Here is a 16,402-nt window from a genome sequence, read left to right as displayed (position 1 = left end):
TTCTCCCCCTACGCCACCGTCGATTCGGCGTCGCCCAGGTGCTGCTCCACGAAGGCCGCCGCCCGCTGCTCGGCCTCCAGCTCGGCCGCGCGCAGCGCGTCGTCGGCCGCCAGGTCGCTGGAGGACTCGGTCATGGCGCGGTCGGTGAACACCAGCGGCCGTTCCGTCTCCGTGACCAGGTGCTTGACCACCTGCACGTTGCCGTTGACGTCCCAGACGGCGATGCCGGGGGTGAGGGTGGGGATGATCTCCACCGCCCACCGCGGCAGGCCCAGGACCCGGCCGGTGGCTCTGGCCTCGTCCGCCTTCTGGGCGTAGATCGTTCTCGTCGAGGCCATCTTGAGGATCGCCGCCGCCTCCTTGGCGGCCGCTCCGTCCACCACGTCCGACAGGTGGTGGACGACGGCGACGAAGGACAGGCCGAGACGCCGGCCGAACTTCAGCAGCCGCTGGAACAGCTGGGCCACGAACGGGCTGTTGATGATGTGCCAGGCTTCCTCGACCAGGAAGATGCGCTTCTTGCGGTCGGGGCGGATCCAGGTGTGCTCCAGCCACACGCCGACGATCGCCATCAGGATCGGCATGGCGATCGAGTTGCGGTCGATGTGGGAGAGGTCGAAGACGATGAGGGGGGCGTCGAGGTCGATGCCGACCGTCGTGGGGCCGTCGAACATGCCCCTCAGGTCGCCGTCGACCAGCCGGTCGAGGACCAGGGCGACGTCGAGGCCCCAGGCCCGTACGTCGTCTATGGCGACGTTCATCGCCTCCGCCGACTCCGGCTCGGGGTGGCGCAGCTGCTCCACGATGTCGGTGAGCACCGGCTGGCGGTCCAGGATGGACTCGTTGACGTAGGAGTGGGCGACCTTGAGGGCGAAGCCCGAGCGCTCGTCCAGGCCGTGGCCCATCGCGACCTCGATGATGGTGCGCAGCAGGGCGAGCTGGCCGGTGGTGGTGATCGACGGGTCCAGCGGGTTCAGGCGGATGCCGTGGTTCAGGGCGGCCGTCGGGTCGAGGCGGATGGGAGTTATCCCCAGCTCCTCCGCGATGAGGTTCCACTCGCCCACGCCGTCCTCGCCCTGGGCGTCCAGGACGACGACCTGGCGGTCCTTGAAGCGCAGCTGCCGCAGGACGTAGGTCTTCTCCAGTGCCGACTTGCCGTTGCCGGACTCGCCGAGGACCAGCCAGTGCGGTGCCGGGAGCTGCTGGCCGTAGAGCTGGAAGGGGTCGTAGATGTAGCCCTTCCCGGAGTAGACCTCGCGGCCGATGATGACGCCGGAGTCGCCGAGGCCGGGCGCGGCGGTGGGCAGGTAGACCGCCTGGGCCTGGCCGGTGGAGGTGCGTACCGGCAGCCGGGTCGTCTCGACCTTCCCGAACAGGAAGGACGTGAAGGCGTCCGTGAGGACGGACAGCGGGTCCCGCATCAGCGCATCAGCCCCTACCGTCGAATGCCGGTGGCGAAGGGAAGTGTGTTCACGAAGGCCCGGTGGTGCTCGCGGTCGCACCACTCCAGCTTCAGGTACGACTTTCCGGCGGACGCCCTTATCGTCCGCTTGTCGCGGTTGAGGGATTCCGGGGAGCGGGAGGAGACGGTGATGTAGCCGACGAGGTTGACGCCGGCCGCGCCGCTGGCGAGGTCCTCGCCGCGCTGGTCGAGCCGGTTGTGGGCGGCGATGTCGCGCGGGTCGACGGTGCGGTTCATCTTGGCGGCGCGGGAGGCCTCGGCCTCGTCGTTGGTCTTCTCGGTCAGCATGCGTTCGATGGCTACCTCGGTGGGCTCGAGATCCATCGTGACGGCGACCGTTCGGATGACGTCCGGGGTGTGGACCAGCAGCGGGGCGAGGAAGTTGACGCCGACGGGGGTCATCGGCCACTCCTTCACCCAGGCGGTGGCGTGGCACCAGGGGGCGCGGGTGGCGGACTCGCGGGTCTTGGCCTGGAGGTAGGTGGGCTCCATGGCGTCCAGTTCGGCCGGCCAGGCGTTGCGCTTGCTCATCGCCTGGATGTGGTCGATGGGGTGGTCGGGGTCGTACATGGAGTGGATGAGGGAGGCCAGCCTGCCCTGCCCTAGGGGCTGGCGGACGCGGATGTCGGCCTCCTGGAGGCGCGAGCAGATGTCGGTCAGCTCGCGGGCCATGACGACGGCGAGGCCGGCGTCCCGGTCCAGCTTGCGGCCGGACTGCGGCCGGGCGGCCCGTGCCATGGCCTGGGCCTCGGCGGCCAGTTCGCGGGTGTAGTGCATGCAGGCGACGAGGTAGGCGCGGTGCTGCTCGCTGCTGGTGGACACCATGGACTGGAGCTGGTCGTAGGAGTCGGACAGCCAGTGCGGGGCCTTGTTGTCGCCGCGGACGGCGACGTCCTTGGCGTGTGCGTCGGGGTCGGCGGGCAGGGTGCGGGCGAGCATCTGCAGCCGGGTGACGAAACCGTCGCCGTTGGCGACGTGCTTGAGCAGGGTGCCGAAGCGGTCGACGAGGGCTTCCTGGTCCTCGGAGTCGCGCAGGCCGACACCGGGCCCCTCGATCTCGATGCAGGCGGTGACCGTCCTGCGGTCGGCGTGCAGCAGTACGGCGATCTCGTCGGGGCCGAAGGGCGCGGCGAGCCAGTTGATCCGGCCGATGCCCGGCGGCGGGCCGATCTCCACCTCCCGCCCGTCGAGCCGGGTGCCGGCCTCCATGGCGGTGGAGCGGTAGGCGGCGCCGCGCTTGACGGTGCGCTTGTAGGAGCGGTTGACCTCGAACCACTTGTAGAAGGTGCGGCGTTTGTACGGCACGTAGACCGCGGCGAGCGCGAGCAGCGGGAAGCCCGTCAGCAGCACGATGCGCAGGGACAGGACCGGGACGAGGAGGCCGCACATCATGCCGAGGAACGCGCCGGCGACGATCAGCGCGATCTCTCCGGACTCGCGGTTCCTGCCGATGATCGCGTTCGGCCGGGCGCGGCCGATCAGATACGTACGGCGGGGCGTGACCGGATGGGACAGGTGGGACTCGGTCGTCAACGCCCTTCACCTCCCGAGCGGTTGTTGCGGGTGTTACTGGCGTGCGGGGTGTTGGCCGGGCTGGACGCGCGGGGCGCGGGTGCGGCGGAGGGGACGGCTCCGCCGCCGCCCTGGGAGCCGCGGCTGCTGTGCGCCGCGACGCCGCCGGAGGCGGGGTTGGCGGGGCGGGCGGCGCTGGAGCCGCCGCCTCCTCCGTTGTTGTCGGCGCGGGTGCTGTGGGTCTTGATGCCCTGGGCGACCAGGGTGGCGGGGGAGCTGATGACGGCGGCGGCCTTGCTCTCGGCGCCCTGCATCATGCGGTTGTTGCGGGAGCCGGCGATCTCGTCGCCGAAGCCGGGTACGAAGCGGTAGATCATCGCGCTGGCGAAGATGGCGAGCAGGATGATGGCGAGGCCGGAGACGACGGCGGAGAAGGCGTCCGGGCCGCTGTCGCCGGAGAGCGCGCCGGCGAGGCCGAGCACGATGACGATCACCGGTTTGACCAGGATGACGGCGATCATGATGCCGGCCCAGCGGCGGACGTGGCCCCACAGGTTCTTGTCCACGAGGCCGGCGTAGACGACGGTGCCGAGGAGGGCGCCGACGTAGAGCAGGGCGGCGCGGATGACCAGTTCGAGCCAGAGGACGCCGGCGGCGAGGATGCTGACCAGGGAGACGACGATCAGCATGATCGGTCCGCCGCCGATGTCGTTGCCCTTGCCGAGGGCGCCGGAGAAGGTGCCGAAGAACGTGTGGGTCTGGTCGCCGGTCGCCTTCGCGAGGACGTCCGTGACGCCGTCGGTTGCCGAGACGACGGTGTAGAGGATCAGCGGGGTGAAGGCGGAGGCGAGCACGGTCAGCCAGAGGAAGCCGACGGCTTCGGAGATGGCGGTGGTGAGGGGGACTCCGCGGACGGCCCGCTTGGCGACGGCCAGCAGCCACAGCAGGAGCGTGAGGATCGTGGAGGCGGCGAACACGACGGCGTACTGCTGGAGGAACTTGGTGTTCGTGAAGTCGACGTTCGCGGTCTCCTTCACGGCACCGCTGAGCTTCCCGATGGTCCAGGAGGCGGCCTCGGCGCATCCCTTCGCCAGCGACGACAGGGGGTCGAGTGTGCTCGTGTCGGGCGTGGTGGCACCACCGGACCCGCTGGAGGTGTTGCCGCGCTCGCAGTACTTCTTGGCCTCCCCGGAGATGACGTCGCAGTTGTACTTGCTCTTCGACGGCGAGGGGGACGGGCTGCCCGTAGGGGTGGGTGTGGGCGCGGCGATGGCACGGGTGGCCAGCAGTACGGCCGTGGTCTGCACGGCTGTCACGACTCCGGCGAGCTTGAGCGCACGGTGCGAGCTACCGGGCATACGTGAACCCTCCGTACTCTTCGGTGGCCTTGCTGATCTCGTCGGAGGTGGCGGCCTTGTCGTCGCCGGGCACCGGCGCGGGGCCGTCCTTCTGCGCGTCCGAGGCGATCTTCCAATCGCCGTCGGACCACCGCAGGTCGAACGTCCAGGTCTTCCAGGTCGAGGTGACCGGGTCGGTCGAGGCGTTGCCGGCCATGCCGATGAGCCCCAGGTACCAGACCGCGACCTTGGCCCTGTCGTCCTGGTACTGCCGCACGGTCGTGCCGATCGGGACCACTCTCGAGACGAACGTGCTGCCCTTGGGCGGATTGCCCGAAGCGTCGAGACCCATTCTGCCGAGGAACTCCGCCGAATAGGCCTGGTCCATGGGGGCTTGCAGGCGGGACGCCGCGTCGGAGGTGTACAGGAGGTCCAGCAGCGTGTGTCGGCTGTCCTTCCTGAACATGCCGGTGGAGCCCAGCGCCACGGCGTAGTTCGAGGCCGCCGACTGCGCGCCCTGCTCGGTGTGGGCGAATCCCGTGGGCACGCCGGTGGACTTGCTCTCCACCGGCTTGGTGCCGGTCGCGGTCGTCGGGGCCGCCTTCGGCTGGGGCTGTTTGTTCGTCGCGTTGTCGGACGACGCGTCGTGGCCGCGGTTCGCGAAGGCGATCGCCGCGATGAGGAGGACGACCACGCCGACCACCGTGACCAGGCTTCGGGAGGAGGAGCGGCGGCCGCCGCGGCGTGGAGCGCCGCCGTAGGGGTCGCCCTCGGGCAGCCGGGTACGGGTGTGCCCCGTGTCGCCGTAGTCGGTGTAGCCCTGCTCGTCTCCGAGACTCATGCCGCCTGTGCCCCCTCACCCTCGTAGAGATACGACGGTAGCCGTGCTGGTTCCCGCGCGGGCGCGGTGTGGTGACTCGACATCAGGGAGACGCAACCTCAGCCGGTGGGCACGACGGGTGGGTGGGTGGAGGGGGACGGCCGGGCGCGCCCGGGGCGGCAGGGGGTGTCAGACCGCCATGCCGTACACGATGGTGAACAGGGTGCCCAGTGATCCGATGATGAAGACCCCGGTGAGACCGGCGATGATCAGGCCCTTGCCCTGTTCCGCGCTGAAGGTGTCCCGCAGGGCCGTGGCGCCGATCCGCTGTTTGGCCGCGCCCCAGACCGCGATGCCGAGGCAGAGCAGGATGGCGACGGCCATCACCACCTCGATCATCACCTTGGCCTCGTTGCCCAGGCTGCCGAACGGGCCCCAGTCCGGAGCGATCCCGCCGATGATGGTGTTGATGTCTCCCTTGTCGGCCGCAAAGAGCATGTAAGTCACCGCCCCTGGTGGGTAGTTCCGCGTGGCCCCTGCGGTGTGCAGAGGTCAGGACTCATTCTCGCCGACAACCCGGCTGTCGTATGTCGACTTGACGTCATTGACTGGCGGGTTTCGTACGAATGACCCGTACGGTCACTCTGTGTATCACGGCAGGTCACGCCGGGCAACGAGGTCGGTGCGGAACCTGTGGTGTGGTTCCGTCGTTGACCTTCTTCGGCCCTCTTGACGTCCTGGGACGGCTGCCTGACGGCCGGTCGGGTGAGGTGTCGAGACGATGTTCTCACGGCCGGGGGCCGGGCCGGCGGGGTGACCTCGTCGAGCCGGCGTCGCTCCGGGTGACGGGCGGGAGAGGCGGTCGCGGAGCGCTCCCCGTACGGTGGGGAGGCAGGCGCGCCAGGCGCCGGAGCCGTGCGGGGCCCGGGGGGTCACCGGCGGCCGGCGGTGCTGCGCGGGCCCGGCGGCCGTAGGGATGGTTCTCAGGAAAATCTCAGTGAAGTCGGGACGGGATTCTCACCTTCGTGGGGGAGAGTGACGCCTGATGAAGCGCTTCGCACGCATCTGGCTCCCCTCGCGACCCGCCCTGGGCTGCGCGGTCATCACGCTCGCCCTGACGTCCGCGTCCGTGGCCTCGGCCGATGACGGGCCCGGGCCCTTCGGGGTCACCGCCGAGACGGCCATGACGCGGCACACCGTCCGGGTCGGCGCGCTGTTCGGCGCGGACCGGGCCGGCCGGCTGTCCGGCGGGCACTTCTGCACCGCCTCCGTCGTGCACAGCCCCGGGCGCGACCTGATCGTCACCGCCGCGCACTGCGTCGACGGCAGCGACGGCGACCTGGTCTTCGCGCCGGGGTACCGGGACGGGCAGGCGCCCTACGGGGTGTGGAAGGTCGGCAGGCGGTTCCTGCCCGACGGGTGGGCCAAGGGGCAGGACGAGGACAGCGACATCGCCTTCGCGACCGTCGGGGAGCTGGGCGGGCGGCGGGTGGAGGACGTGGTCGGCGGGAACCGGTTCGCCCCCGGCACGGCCACCGGCGCCACCGCCGTGACCGTCACCGGCTACCCGGACGCCCGTGAGGTGCCGATCAGCTGCACCAACAAGCCGGTCCGGCACAGTGGCACCCAGCAGCGGATCGACTGTCCCGAGTTCACCGGCGGCACCAGCGGCAGTCCCTGGGTGAACGGTGACCGGCAGGTCGTCGGTGTGCTCGGCGGGCACGAGCACGGCGGCTCCACCGCGGACACCTCGTACAGCGTGGTGCTGGGCAAGGAGGCCGCCGAGCTGTACAAGGACGCCACGGCCCGTTCCTGAACGCGGCCCCCGCCGGGGCGGGACGTCTCCCCGGCCGAAGGGCGCCCACTGCTCCGAAACTGCTCCGGACGGGTGATTGGCCGGTGCCCCGACGGGACAGATTCCGACCAGCGCCGGGTACGGCCGGCTCCGGGACCGGCGGCCGTAGACTGACCCCGGCGTACTCCCGGGCGGTGAGGGGCGGTTGACGGTGCGTAAGGCGTGGATCGCGGTGGCCGCCGCCGTCGGCGGTGCGCTCGCGTTCGTGATGCTGCTCGTCGTGGGCGTGTACATCGTCGCCGGGAACCTGGTCAACAGCGTCACCACGGGCAGCCGGGGGCTCGCCAAGGGGGCCGTGCCGGCCGCCTACAAGCCGCTCGTGCAGCAGTGGGGCAATCTGTGCCCGGCGCTCAGCCCGGCCCTGCTGGCCGCGCAGTTGTACCAGGAGAGCGGCTGGAACCCGACCGTCGTCAGCCCCGCCGACGCGCGCGGCATCGCCCAGTTCATCCCCGGTACCTGGGCGACGCACGGCATCGACGGCAACGGCGACGGCAAGCGCGACATCTGGGACCCGGCCGACGCGATCCCGTCGGCCGCCTCGTACGACTGCGAACTGGCCAAGTACGTCAAGGACGTTCCGGGGAACGTCTCCGACAACATGCTCGCCGCCTACAACGCGGGCGCCTACCGGGTCATCAGGTCCGGCGGGGTGCCGGGCATCAGCGAGACCCAGAACTACGTCAAGCGGATCCGCAGTCTGGAGAAGTCCTTCGCCGCGCCGGTCCGCCGGCTCGATCCGACCCGGCAGGCGGCGGGCGCCATCGCCTTCGCGCAGAGCAAGCTGGGCACGCCCTACCTCTGGGGCGGCAACGGCACCGCCGACCAGGGCGGGCGCTTCGACTGCTCGGGGCTGACCAAGGCGGCGTACGAGAAGGTGGGCATCGGTCTGCCCCGGGTGGCCAACGACCAGTACAACGCGGGCGCGCACCCCTCGCGTGATCAACTGCTCCCCGGTGACCTGGTGTTCTTCTCCGACGATCTCACCGACTCGCGGGCCATCCGGCACGTGGGGATCTACGTGGGAGGCGGGTACATGATCGACGCCCCGCGCTCGGGTGCGGTGATCCGCTTCGACCCGGTGGACACCCCCGACTACTTCGGCGCCACACGGGTCACCGAAGATGGCGCGAAAGCACTCCCCACGGCGGTGTGAACCGAGCGTGAACCCACCCCCTGAGCTGGGGTGATGAGTCTCTCTTCGATAACGTCTGCGTGATCATTCGGTGGAGAGTGGAACGTATCAAGGGGACCTGTGCGTTCCTGTTGACGTAGCCGAGCGGACGTCAGTGCGCCAGTGCAGCGGAAGCGGATCTACGACCCACGGGGGGCCAGGCGCGGCGCACACGAGGTGCGTCCGGGAAGACGACGAAGGGGCCGCAGCACCATGGCTGTACTCGCCGAATCCGGATCCAACCCCGACGTCGGCCTGCTCTACGACATCAACGGCCTGGCCAAGGACGCGCCGCACTGGTTCGACCGGGTCATGGAGTTCGTGGGCGAATACGGGCTGCCGGTCGCGATGGTGCTCCTGGTGCTGTGGTGCTGGTGGTCGGTGCGCCGCCGGGGTGGTGAGGACGCCGCGTCCTCCGTGGCCGCCCTGGTGTGGGCGCCGCTCGCGGCCGGTCTCGCGGTGCTGGTGAACGTCCCGATCCGCGGCTTCGTCGAACGCCCGCGCCCGTTCGTCGACCACCGGGGACTGGACGTCCTCGTTTCCGGCAAGACCGACTTCTCCTTCGTCAGCGACCACGCCACCCTCACCATGGCGCTCGGTGTGGGCCTCTTCGTCGCCCACCGCCGCTTCGGGCTCGCGGGGATAGGGCTGGCGCTGCTGGAGGGCTTCTGCCGGGTCTACATGGGTGTGCACTACCCGACGGACGTCGTCGGCGGCTTCGCCCTCGGCACGGCCGTCGCCCTGCTGCTGTCCCCGCTCGCCATGGCCCTGCTGACGCCCTTGACGAAGGTCGTGGAGCGCTCGCCGCGTGCGGCCTGGCTGATCCGCGCCCGCACGTCCCCCGACGGGCGGGACAACCCCCTCCTGCCGGGCGCCCGCAAGCCGGCGAAGTCGGAGAAGGACCTGGCCGCGTAGCCCCTGCGGGGGCGCGCGAGCGCTGGTGACCTCCTAAGCCCGCCCCGGAGAGGTGCGTCGGAACGCGCCCTGTGACTCCACAGGGCGCGTTTTCCGCGGGTCCAGCCCCTACGCCCCTACAGCCCCTGCTTGTAGGAGAAGAAGCGCTGGGGGTCGTACTGCTTCTTCACCTTGGTCAGGCGGGTGGACGCGTCGCCGTAGTACGCCTTGCGCCAGTCCGTCAGGGTCGGGTCCGTGTAGTTCTGGTAGGCCGCGCCGGAGGCGTACGGCTTCATCGCGGCGTGGGCCGAGGTCAGCCAGGACTGGGCCGTGCCGCCGGTGCCGCCCGCGCCCCAGGAGGCGATGTACTGCGCCAGCATCCGGGAGCGGCGGTGGACGAACGCCGTGGCCGTGGGGGAGACGCGGTTGACCGCGCCGCCCAGGGCGGTGAACGCGATGCTGCCCCCGCCGCCCCTCACCGCGCCGATCTGCCGGAGCAGGGTCTGCACGCCCGCCGAGGACAGGGAGCGGTCGAAGAAGTCGGAGCGGGCCGCGTAGGTCTCCCGGCCCAGGGCGCCCTGGGGGGAGCGGCCCGGGGTGGAGCCCGGCAGGTGGCACTGGGCGTCCGTGGAGAAGGAGGAGCAGCCGGCGTAGATCTCCATCGCCTCCTCGTAGCCGCGCCGCCGCAGGGTCACGGACCGGGCGTCGGCGCCCGCCTGGTGGGCCAGCCGGTCCACCGCGTTCTGCAGTTCGCCGTAGGTGCCCAGGGAGAAGCAGGCCACCGAGATGCTCGGCGTGCCGCCCGGGGTGTTCGACAGGTGCAGCGAGGACCAGATCTCGTCGGGCTGGGTCGGCCCCCACTCCTGCCAGGCCTTGAACACCGCCGCGGCCTTCGACCAGGACCAGGTCAGGTACGCGGTGACCGCCTGCGGTGCCGGGTGGGTGCGGAACTGCAGCTCGGTGACGACGCCGAAGTTGCCGTTGCCGGCGCCGCGCAGCGCCCAGAAGAGGTCGGAGTGGGAGGTGGCGTTCGCGGTGACCTGGGTGCCGTCCGCGGTGATCACGGTGGCCTGGGTGAGGCTGTCGCAGGTCAGGCCGTAGGCGCGGGAGGCGACACCGTGGCCGCCGCCGAGGACCAGGCCGGAGACGCCGACCGTGGGGCAGGAGCCCGCCGGTATGGTCACGCCCTTCGCGCCCAGGGACCGGTAGACGTCGATCAGCTTGGAGCCGGCGCCCACCACCGCCTGGCCGCCGCTGACCCGGACCCGGTTCAGCTTGGACACGTCGAGGATCAGGCGGTTGTCGCCCGAGGAGTAGCCGGCGTAGGAGTGGCCGCCGTTGCGTATCGCCACCTGTATGCCGTGGGAGTGGGCGTAGGCCAGGGTGGTGCGGATGTCGTCGGCGTGGGCGACGTAGGCGACCGCGGCCGGCTTCAGGCCGTCGAAGCGGGTGTTGTAGAGCTGGTGGGCGGCCTTCCAGGACGCGTCGCCGGGGCGTATCAGCGGGCCGTCGAGGTCCCGGGCCAGGGCGGTCCAGTTCGCGGCGGCGGCCTGAGTGGTGGTCTTCATGGCCGTGACCGACGATGTAGACGACGCAGAGGACGTAGACGACGCGGACAGGTGCGCCGGGCGGCCGGCGGACGTGCCCGTGCCAGAACTGCAACCGGTCAGCGCGGTCGCCGCCAGCGCGGCCGCGCCGCCCGAAATGAACGTACGCCGTTCCATGTCTGTCGCCCTTCCTCGGCTCTCCTGGAACGAGACGACGCCATGCGCACAAGGGTTCCCTCGGGCAGGGTCGCGAACGTCGAAGGTGCGTTCGTGTGCGGCTCGCCGTCGGAACCTTCGCGTGCCCTCCCCGTGAGCATTCCGTGACCTCACCGAGGCGACGGCAGGGGTTCACCCGCCGTTCACTTCCGGCCATCGGCGGCTTCACCTGTTCTGCCTAATTTCGGCCGTGCACGGTGCGGAGTGCGGCCTTACGAGCGCTCGCGCACTACTCCCTCGCACGCCGCCCACCGCGGCGGCTCCTGGAAGGAACTCCCGAAAGTGAAGCTTCAGCGCAAGAACCGGCTGCGCGCCCTTTCCCTCGGTGCGATCGCGGTCTCCGGCGCCCTGGCCCTGACGGCGTGCGGCTCGGACGACAACGGCAGCAACGGCGCGGGCGGCAAGTCGACGGCCTCGGCCAACGCCAGCTCGGTCAAGTGCGACAACGCCAAGGGCCAGCTGCTCGCCGACGGCTCCTCCGCGCAGAAGAACGCGATCGACGCCTGGGTCAAGACCTTCTCCCAGGCCTGTGGCGTGCAGATCAACTACAAGGGTGGTGGCTCCGGCGCCGGCGTGACCGCGTTCACGCAGGGCCAGGTCGCCTTCGCCGGTTCCGACTCCGCGCTGAAGCCGGAAGAGGTCGCCGCCTCCAAGAAGGTGTGCAACGGCGGTCAGGGCATCGACCTCCCGATGGTCGGCGGCCCGATCGCCCTCGGTTACAACGTCCCGGGTGTCGACAACCTGGTCCTGGACGCCCCGACCCTTGCGAAGATCTTCGACAGCAAGATCACCAAGTGGAACGACCCGGCGATCGCCAAGCTGAACAAGGGCGTCAAGCTGCCCGACCTCAAGATCCAGGCGTTCCACCGCTCGGACGAGTCCGGCACCACGGACAACTTCACCAAGTACCTGATCGCCACCACCCCGGACAACTGGAAGTACTCCGGCGGCAAGGCCTGGCAGGCCAAGGGCGGCCAGTCCGCCCCGCAGTCCGCGGGTGTGGCCCAGCAGGTCAAGCAGACCTCCGGCGCCATCGGCTACTTCGAGCTGTCCTACGTCAAGGACGGCATCAAGGCCGTCTCCATCGACACCGGCGCCAGCAAGCCCGTCGCCCCGAGCACCGACAGCGCCACCGCCGACATCGCGGCCGCCAAGGTCGTCGGCACCGGCAAGGACCTGACGCTGAAGCTCGACTACAAGACCAAGGCCGAGGGCGCCTACCCGATCACCCTGGTCACGTACGAGATCGTCTGCGACAAGGGCAACAAGGCGGACACCCTGCCCGCCACCAAGGCGTTCCTCCGCTACATCGCGAGCGAGGACGGCCAGAAGGTCCTGTCGGGCATCGACTACGCGCCCGTCCCCGACGCGATCATCGCCAAGGTCCGCACCACCATCGAGGGCCTGAGCTGACCTGATCCGAGAGTGCGGCCCGGTCCACACGGACTTCCCCGAGGACCGGGCCGCACCGTCCGGTGCACCGCCGCCAAGAGCCGCACACCCCACCCGGGTGCACGGCTCAGCAGACCGGAGAACCCGATGGACATATCGACGAAAACAACCGACGCACCTCCTCCCGCCCCGCGTCCCACCGAGACCGAGGTCAAGCGCGCCGCCCGCGGCGCGACCCGGCCCGGTGACCGGATCTTCCTCGGCCTGACCCGCGGCTCGGGCATCCTGCTTCTGGTGATCATGGCCGCGATCGCGGTCTTCCTCACCTACCGTGCCTCCCTCGCCATCAGCAAGGACCACGGCAACTTCCTGACCACCTTCGAGTGGAACACCAACCTCCTGCCGCCGACCTTCGGCATCGCGGTCCTGGCGTTCGGCACGATCGTCTCCTCCGTCGTCGCCATGCTGCTCGCGGTCCCGGTCGCGGTCGCCATCGCGCTGTTCATCACGCACTACGCGCCGCGCCGGCTCGCCGGTCCGGTCGCCTACGTGATCGACCTGCTCGCCGCCGTGCCGTCCATCGTGTACGGCCTGTGGGGCGCGCTGGTGCTCGTCCCGCACATGAACGGCCTCTTCGGCTGGCTCAACGACTTCTTCGGCTGGACCGGCCTGTTCTCCTGGGACCAGGGCGCCCCGCGCTCGATGCTCACCGTGGGCATCCTGCTCGCGATCATGATCCTGCCGATCATCACCAACGTGAGCCGCGAGGTCTTCCGCCAGGTCCCGCGCATGCACGAGGAGGCGGCCCTGGCCCTCGGCGCCACGCGCTGGGAGGTCATCCGCATGTCCGTGCTGCCCTTCGGCCGCTCCGGCGTGATCTCCGCCTCGATGCTCGGCCTCGGCCGTGCGCTGGGCGAGACGATGGCCGTGGCCACGGTGCTCTCCCCGTCCTTCGACATCCAGGCCAGCCTGCTCAACCCGGGCGGCGGCACCTTCGCGCAGAACATCGCCAGCAAGTTCAGCGAGGCGACGGAGTTCGGCCGGGACGCGCTGATCGCGTCTGGTCTGGTCCTGTTCGTCATCACCCTGCTGGTCAACGGCGCGGCCCGGCTGATCATCGCCCGCCGCGCGGAGTACTCGGGGGCCAACGCATGAGCACCGCAGCCGTCAGCCACAAGCGCCCCAGCACCCTGCGCGGCGCCAGCCTGCCCACGTGGTCGCCCTGGGCGATCGCCGCCGGCTCCGTCGCCCTCGGCATCGGCATCTCGTTCGCCGCCGGACTGCACAGCAGCGTCCAGTGGGGTCTGATCGCCGCGGTCCTGTTCGTCCTCGGCACGTACGGCATCGCCGCGCGCGTCGAGGGCCGCAGGCAGGCCAAGGACCGCATCGTGACCAGCCTGGTCTGGGTCGCCTTCGTGGTCGCCGTGGTGCCGCTGGTCTCCCTGATCTGGGTGACCGTCGCACGCGGTGTGAAGGTCCTGAACCTCTACTTCCTGACCCACTCGATGGGTGTCGTCGCCGACACCGAGCCCGGCGGCGGTATCTACCACGCCATCATCGGCAGCCTGGAGCAGGTCGGCCTCGCCACCCTGATCGGCGCCCCGATCGGCGTGCTCACCGCGATCTACCTGGTGGAGTACGGCCGGGGCAGGCTCGCCAAGGCCGTCACCTTCTTCGTCGACGTCATGACGGGCATCCCGTCGATCGTGGCGGGTCTGTTCATCCTCAGCCTGATGCTCATCTTCAAGATGCAGCCGTTCGGCTTCGCCGGTTCGCTGGCCCTGGCCATCCTGATGATGCCGGTCGTCGTGCGCTCCACCGAGGAGATGCTCAAGCTCGTCCCGAACGAGCTGCGCGAGGCGTCCCTGGCCCTCGGTGTGCCGAAGTGGCGCACGATCATGAAGGTGGTCCTGCCGACCTCGATCGGCGGCATCACCACCGGCATCATGCTGGCGGTCGCCCGTATCGCCGGTGAGACCGCGCCGGTGCTGCTGCTGGTCTTCGGCAACCCGTTCATCAACAACAACCCCTTCGAGGGGGCGCAGGCGTCGCTGCCGCTGTACATCTACCAGCAGTTCGCGAACAGCGCGGGTAGCGGTGCGGCGTACGACCGGGCGTGGGCGGCCTCGCTCGCGCTGATCGCCTTCGTGATGATCCTCAACCTCGTGGCCCGCGGCATCGCCCGCTGGAAGGCCCCGAAGACCGGTCGCTAAGCACCGATTAGCGGCTACCGGCCGATGGCGGCCACCCAGCGACCGAGCTTGAATTTCTGGAAGTGAAGTAGACATGGCCAAGCGAATCGACGTAAGCGGGCTCACCGCCTACTACGGATCCCACAAGGCGATCGAGGACATCTCCATGTCCGTCGAGCCGCGCTCGGTGACGGCGTTCATCGGCCCGTCCGGCTGCGGCAAGTCGACGTTCCTGCGCACGCTGAACCGCATGCACGAGGTCACCCCCGGTGGCCGGGTCGAGGGCAAGGTGCTCCTCGACGACGAGGACCTGTACGGCTCGGGCATCGACCCGGTGTCGGTGCGCCGCGAGGTCGGCATGGTCTTCCAGCGCCCGAACCCCTTCCCCACCATGTCGATCTTCGACAACGTGGCGGCGGGTCTGCGCCTGAACGGCAACTACAAGAAGAGCGCACTGGGCGACATCGTCGAGAAGTCGCTCAAGGGCGCGAACCTCTGGAACGAGGTGAAGGACCGCCTGAACAAGCCGGGCTCCGGCCTGTCGGGTGGCCAGCAGCAGCGTCTGTGCATCGCGCGGGCGATCGCCGTCGAGCCGGACGTCCTGCTCATGGACGAGCCCTGCTCGGCCCTGGACCCGATCTCCACGCTCGCCATCGAGGACCTGATCGGTGAGCTGAAGGAACGGTTCACGATCGTCATCGTGACCCACAACATGCAGCAGGCGGCGCGCGTCTCGGACCGTACGGCGTTCTTCAACCTGGCCGCCGTGGGCCAGCCCGGTCGGCTGATCGAGATCGACGACACCGAGCGGATCTTCTCCAACCCGTCGGTGCAGGCCACGGAGGACTACATCTCCGGCCGCTTCGGCTGATCCCCAGACCCCTCGCGGTGCTGCATGGCGGTGCCACCGCGAGGACGCAGAAGGGCCCGCCCCCGGCTTCCGGGGGCGGGCCCAGCGCGTTGTGGGCACCGGTCTCGGGGGCGGGCCCCCGGCGGTGACTACAGGATCGTCAGGTTGATGATCCCGAAGGCCGCGGCGGCGACCAGGGCGGCCGCCGGCATGGTGATGAACCAGCCGAGGACGATGTTCTTGGCGACGCCCCAGCGCACGGCGTTCACCCGCTTCGTCGCGCCCACGCCCATGATCGCCGAGGTGATCACATGAGTGGTCGAGATCGGCGCCTTGAAGAGGTACGCCGTCGTGAACATGATCGACGCGCCGGTGGTCTCGGCGGCGAAGCCCTGCGGCGGGTCCAGCTCGATGATCTTGCGGCCCAGCGTGCGCATGATGCGCCAGCCGCCCGCGTAAGTGCCCAGCGACAGCATCGCGGCGCAGACGATCTTCACCCAGACCGGGATCGGGTCGCCGTACGTCTCGTGGCCGGAGATCACCAGTGCCATCACCACGACACCCATCGTCTTCTGGGCGTCCTGGAGGCCGTGGCCGAGCGCCATGCCGGCCGCCGAGACGGTCTGCGCGATGCGGAAGCCGCGCTTGGCCTTGTGCGGGTTGGCCTTGCGGAACAGCCAGAGGATCGCCGTCATGACGATGTAGCCGACGATCAGGCCGACCACCGGCGACAGGAACATCGGGATGATGACCTTGTCGACGACGCCGTTCCACAGGACCTCGGTGCCGCCCGCGAGCGCGGCGCCGACCAGGCCGCCGAACAGGGCGTGCGAGGACGAGGAGGGCAGCCCGAAGTACCAGGTGACCAGGTTCCAGACGATCGCGCCGACCAGGGCGGCGAAGAGGATGCCCAGACCGGTCGAGCCCTTGGGCGTCTCGATCAGGCCCTCGCTGACGGTCTTGGCGACCCCGGAGCCCAGGAAGGCGCCCGCGAGGTTCATCACCGCGGCCATGGCGAGCGCCGCCCGCGGGGTCAGCGCGCGCGTCGACACCGAGGTGGCGATCGCGTTGGCGGAGTCGTGAAAGCCGTTCGTGTACGTGAAGAAGAGCGCGACCGCGATGGTCACGATCAGGGCGAAGGTGTCCATCGACGC

Annotated in this window: 14 protein-coding genes; 7 read left to right on the top strand and 7 right to left on the bottom strand. The window is 69.9% G+C overall.

Going from position 1 to position 16,402, the window contains the following annotated elements:
- Window positions 1-8: 8 nt before the first annotated feature.
- The 5 genes from B446_RS18165 to B446_RS18145 form a co-directional block, all read right to left on the bottom strand.
- Complete coding sequence (locus B446_RS18165; RefSeq protein ID WP_020940914.1) at window positions 9-1,421, bottom strand: ATP-binding protein; 1,413 nt, start codon at window positions 1,419-1,421, stop codon at window positions 9-11.
- Window positions 1,422-1,435: 14 nt separating this feature from the next.
- Entirely contained in the window at window positions 1,436-2,995 is a 1,560-nt protein-coding gene (locus B446_RS18160) for an SCO6880 family protein (RefSeq protein WP_020940913.1), read from the bottom strand.
- On the bottom strand, window positions 2,992-4,332 hold the full coding sequence (locus B446_RS18155) for a hypothetical protein (RefSeq protein WP_020940912.1): 1,341 nt from the start codon (window positions 4,330-4,332) through the stop codon (window positions 2,992-2,994). The genes B446_RS18160 and B446_RS18155 overlap by 4 nt, the downstream gene beginning before the upstream one ends.
- The gene (locus B446_RS18150) at window positions 4,322-5,152 is read right to left on the bottom strand and encodes a hypothetical protein (RefSeq protein WP_020940911.1); all 831 of its coding nucleotides are present in this window, start codon (window positions 5,150-5,152) and stop codon (window positions 4,322-4,324) included. Before B446_RS18150 ends, B446_RS18155 begins: the two co-directional genes overlap by 11 nt.
- Window positions 5,153-5,320: 168 nt before the next feature.
- Entirely contained in the window at window positions 5,321-5,629 is a 309-nt protein-coding gene (locus B446_RS18145) for a hypothetical protein (protein ID WP_014673544.1), read from the bottom strand.
- Window positions 5,630-6,176: 547 nt separating this feature from the next.
- Here B446_RS18145 and B446_RS18135 point away from each other — a divergent pair.
- From B446_RS18135 to B446_RS18125, 3 genes are all read left to right on the top strand, one after another.
- Window positions 6,177-6,947, top strand: coding sequence for a trypsin-like serine peptidase (locus B446_RS18135; RefSeq protein WP_020940910.1), 771 nt, complete (start codon window positions 6,177-6,179; stop codon window positions 6,945-6,947).
- Between the two features lie 205 nt (window positions 6,948-7,152).
- On the top strand, window positions 7,153-8,139 hold the full coding sequence (locus tag B446_RS18130; protein ID WP_106960700.1) for an NlpC/P60 family protein: 987 nt from the start codon (window positions 7,153-7,155) through the stop codon (window positions 8,137-8,139).
- A 231-nt stretch (window positions 8,140-8,370) separates the two neighbouring features.
- Complete coding sequence (locus B446_RS18125) at window positions 8,371-9,072, top strand: phosphatase PAP2 family protein (protein ID WP_020940908.1); 702 nt, start codon at window positions 8,371-8,373, stop codon at window positions 9,070-9,072.
- Between the two features lie 116 nt (window positions 9,073-9,188).
- Here B446_RS18125 and B446_RS18120 read toward each other — a convergent pair whose 3' ends face one another.
- On the bottom strand, window positions 9,189-10,775 hold the full coding sequence (locus B446_RS18120; protein ID WP_043475927.1) for an FAD-binding oxidoreductase: 1,587 nt from the start codon (window positions 10,773-10,775) through the stop codon (window positions 9,189-9,191).
- A 321-nt stretch (window positions 10,776-11,096) separates the two neighbouring features.
- Here B446_RS18120 and pstS point away from each other — a divergent pair, with 321 nt between their 5' ends.
- From pstS to pstB, 4 genes are all read left to right on the top strand, one after another.
- Entirely contained in the window at window positions 11,097-12,227 is a 1,131-nt protein-coding gene (gene pstS, locus B446_RS18115; protein WP_020940906.1) for a phosphate ABC transporter substrate-binding protein PstS, read from the top strand.
- A gap of 126 nt (window positions 12,228-12,353) precedes the next feature.
- Window positions 12,354-13,361 (top strand): phosphate ABC transporter permease subunit PstC, encoded by a 1,008-nt coding sequence (pstC, locus tag B446_RS18110; protein ID WP_020940905.1) that lies wholly within the window; start codon window positions 12,354-12,356, stop codon window positions 13,359-13,361.
- On the top strand, window positions 13,358-14,419 hold the full coding sequence (gene pstA, locus B446_RS18105) for a phosphate ABC transporter permease PstA (protein WP_020940904.1): 1,062 nt from the start codon (window positions 13,358-13,360) through the stop codon (window positions 14,417-14,419). Before pstC ends, pstA begins: the two co-directional genes overlap by 4 nt.
- 73 nt (window positions 14,420-14,492) lie before the next feature.
- The gene (pstB, locus tag B446_RS18100) at window positions 14,493-15,269 is read left to right on the top strand and encodes a phosphate ABC transporter ATP-binding protein PstB (protein ID WP_020940903.1); all 777 of its coding nucleotides are present in this window, start codon (window positions 14,493-14,495) and stop codon (window positions 15,267-15,269) included.
- Window positions 15,270-15,397: 128 nt separating this feature from the next.
- Here the strand turns inward: pstB and B446_RS18095 are convergent, their stop codons facing one another.
- Window positions 15,398-16,396 (bottom strand): inorganic phosphate transporter, encoded by a 999-nt coding sequence (locus B446_RS18095; protein ID WP_020940902.1) that lies wholly within the window; start codon window positions 16,394-16,396, stop codon window positions 15,398-15,400.
- Window positions 16,397-16,402: the final 6 nt, after the last annotated feature.

Origin of the sequence: Streptomyces collinus Tu 365 (assembly GCF_000444875.1) — a bacterium.
In the GTDB taxonomy this organism is placed as follows: Bacteria; Actinomycetota; Actinomycetes; order Streptomycetales; family Streptomycetaceae; genus Streptomyces; species Streptomyces collinus_A.
Note: the sequence above shows the minus strand (reverse complement) of the source record. Positions and strands in the feature narration are given on the sequence as shown.

Coding starts and splice junctions, on each gene's coding strand:
- B446_RS18150 (WP_020940911.1), bottom strand. CDS start 5,152: ATGAGTCTCGGAGACGAGCAGGGCTACACCGACTACGGCGACACGGGG.
- B446_RS18095 (WP_020940902.1), bottom strand. CDS start 16,396: ATGGACACCTTCGCCCTGATCGTGACCATCGCGGTCGCGCTCTTCTTC.
- pstA (WP_020940904.1), top strand. CDS start 13,358: ATGAGCACCGCAGCCGTCAGCCACAAGCGCCCCAGCACCCTGCGCGGC.
- B446_RS18125 (WP_020940908.1), top strand. CDS start 8,371: ATGGCTGTACTCGCCGAATCCGGATCCAACCCCGACGTCGGCCTGCTC.
- B446_RS18135 (WP_020940910.1), top strand. CDS start 6,177: ATGAAGCGCTTCGCACGCATCTGGCTCCCCTCGCGACCCGCCCTGGGC.
- pstB (WP_020940903.1), top strand. CDS start 14,493: ATGGCCAAGCGAATCGACGTAAGCGGGCTCACCGCCTACTACGGATCC.
- B446_RS18165 (WP_020940914.1), bottom strand. CDS start 1,421: ATGCGGGACCCGCTGTCCGTCCTCACGGACGCCTTCACGTCCTTCCTG.
- pstC (WP_020940905.1), top strand. CDS start 12,354: ATGGACATATCGACGAAAACAACCGACGCACCTCCTCCCGCCCCGCGT.
- B446_RS18120 (WP_043475927.1), bottom strand. CDS start 10,775: ATGGAACGGCGTACGTTCATTTCGGGCGGCGCGGCCGCGCTGGCGGCG.
- B446_RS18155 (WP_020940912.1), bottom strand. CDS start 4,332: ATGCCCGGTAGCTCGCACCGTGCGCTCAAGCTCGCCGGAGTCGTGACA.
- B446_RS18145 (WP_014673544.1), bottom strand. CDS start 5,629: ATGCTCTTTGCGGCCGACAAGGGAGACATCAACACCATCATCGGCGGG.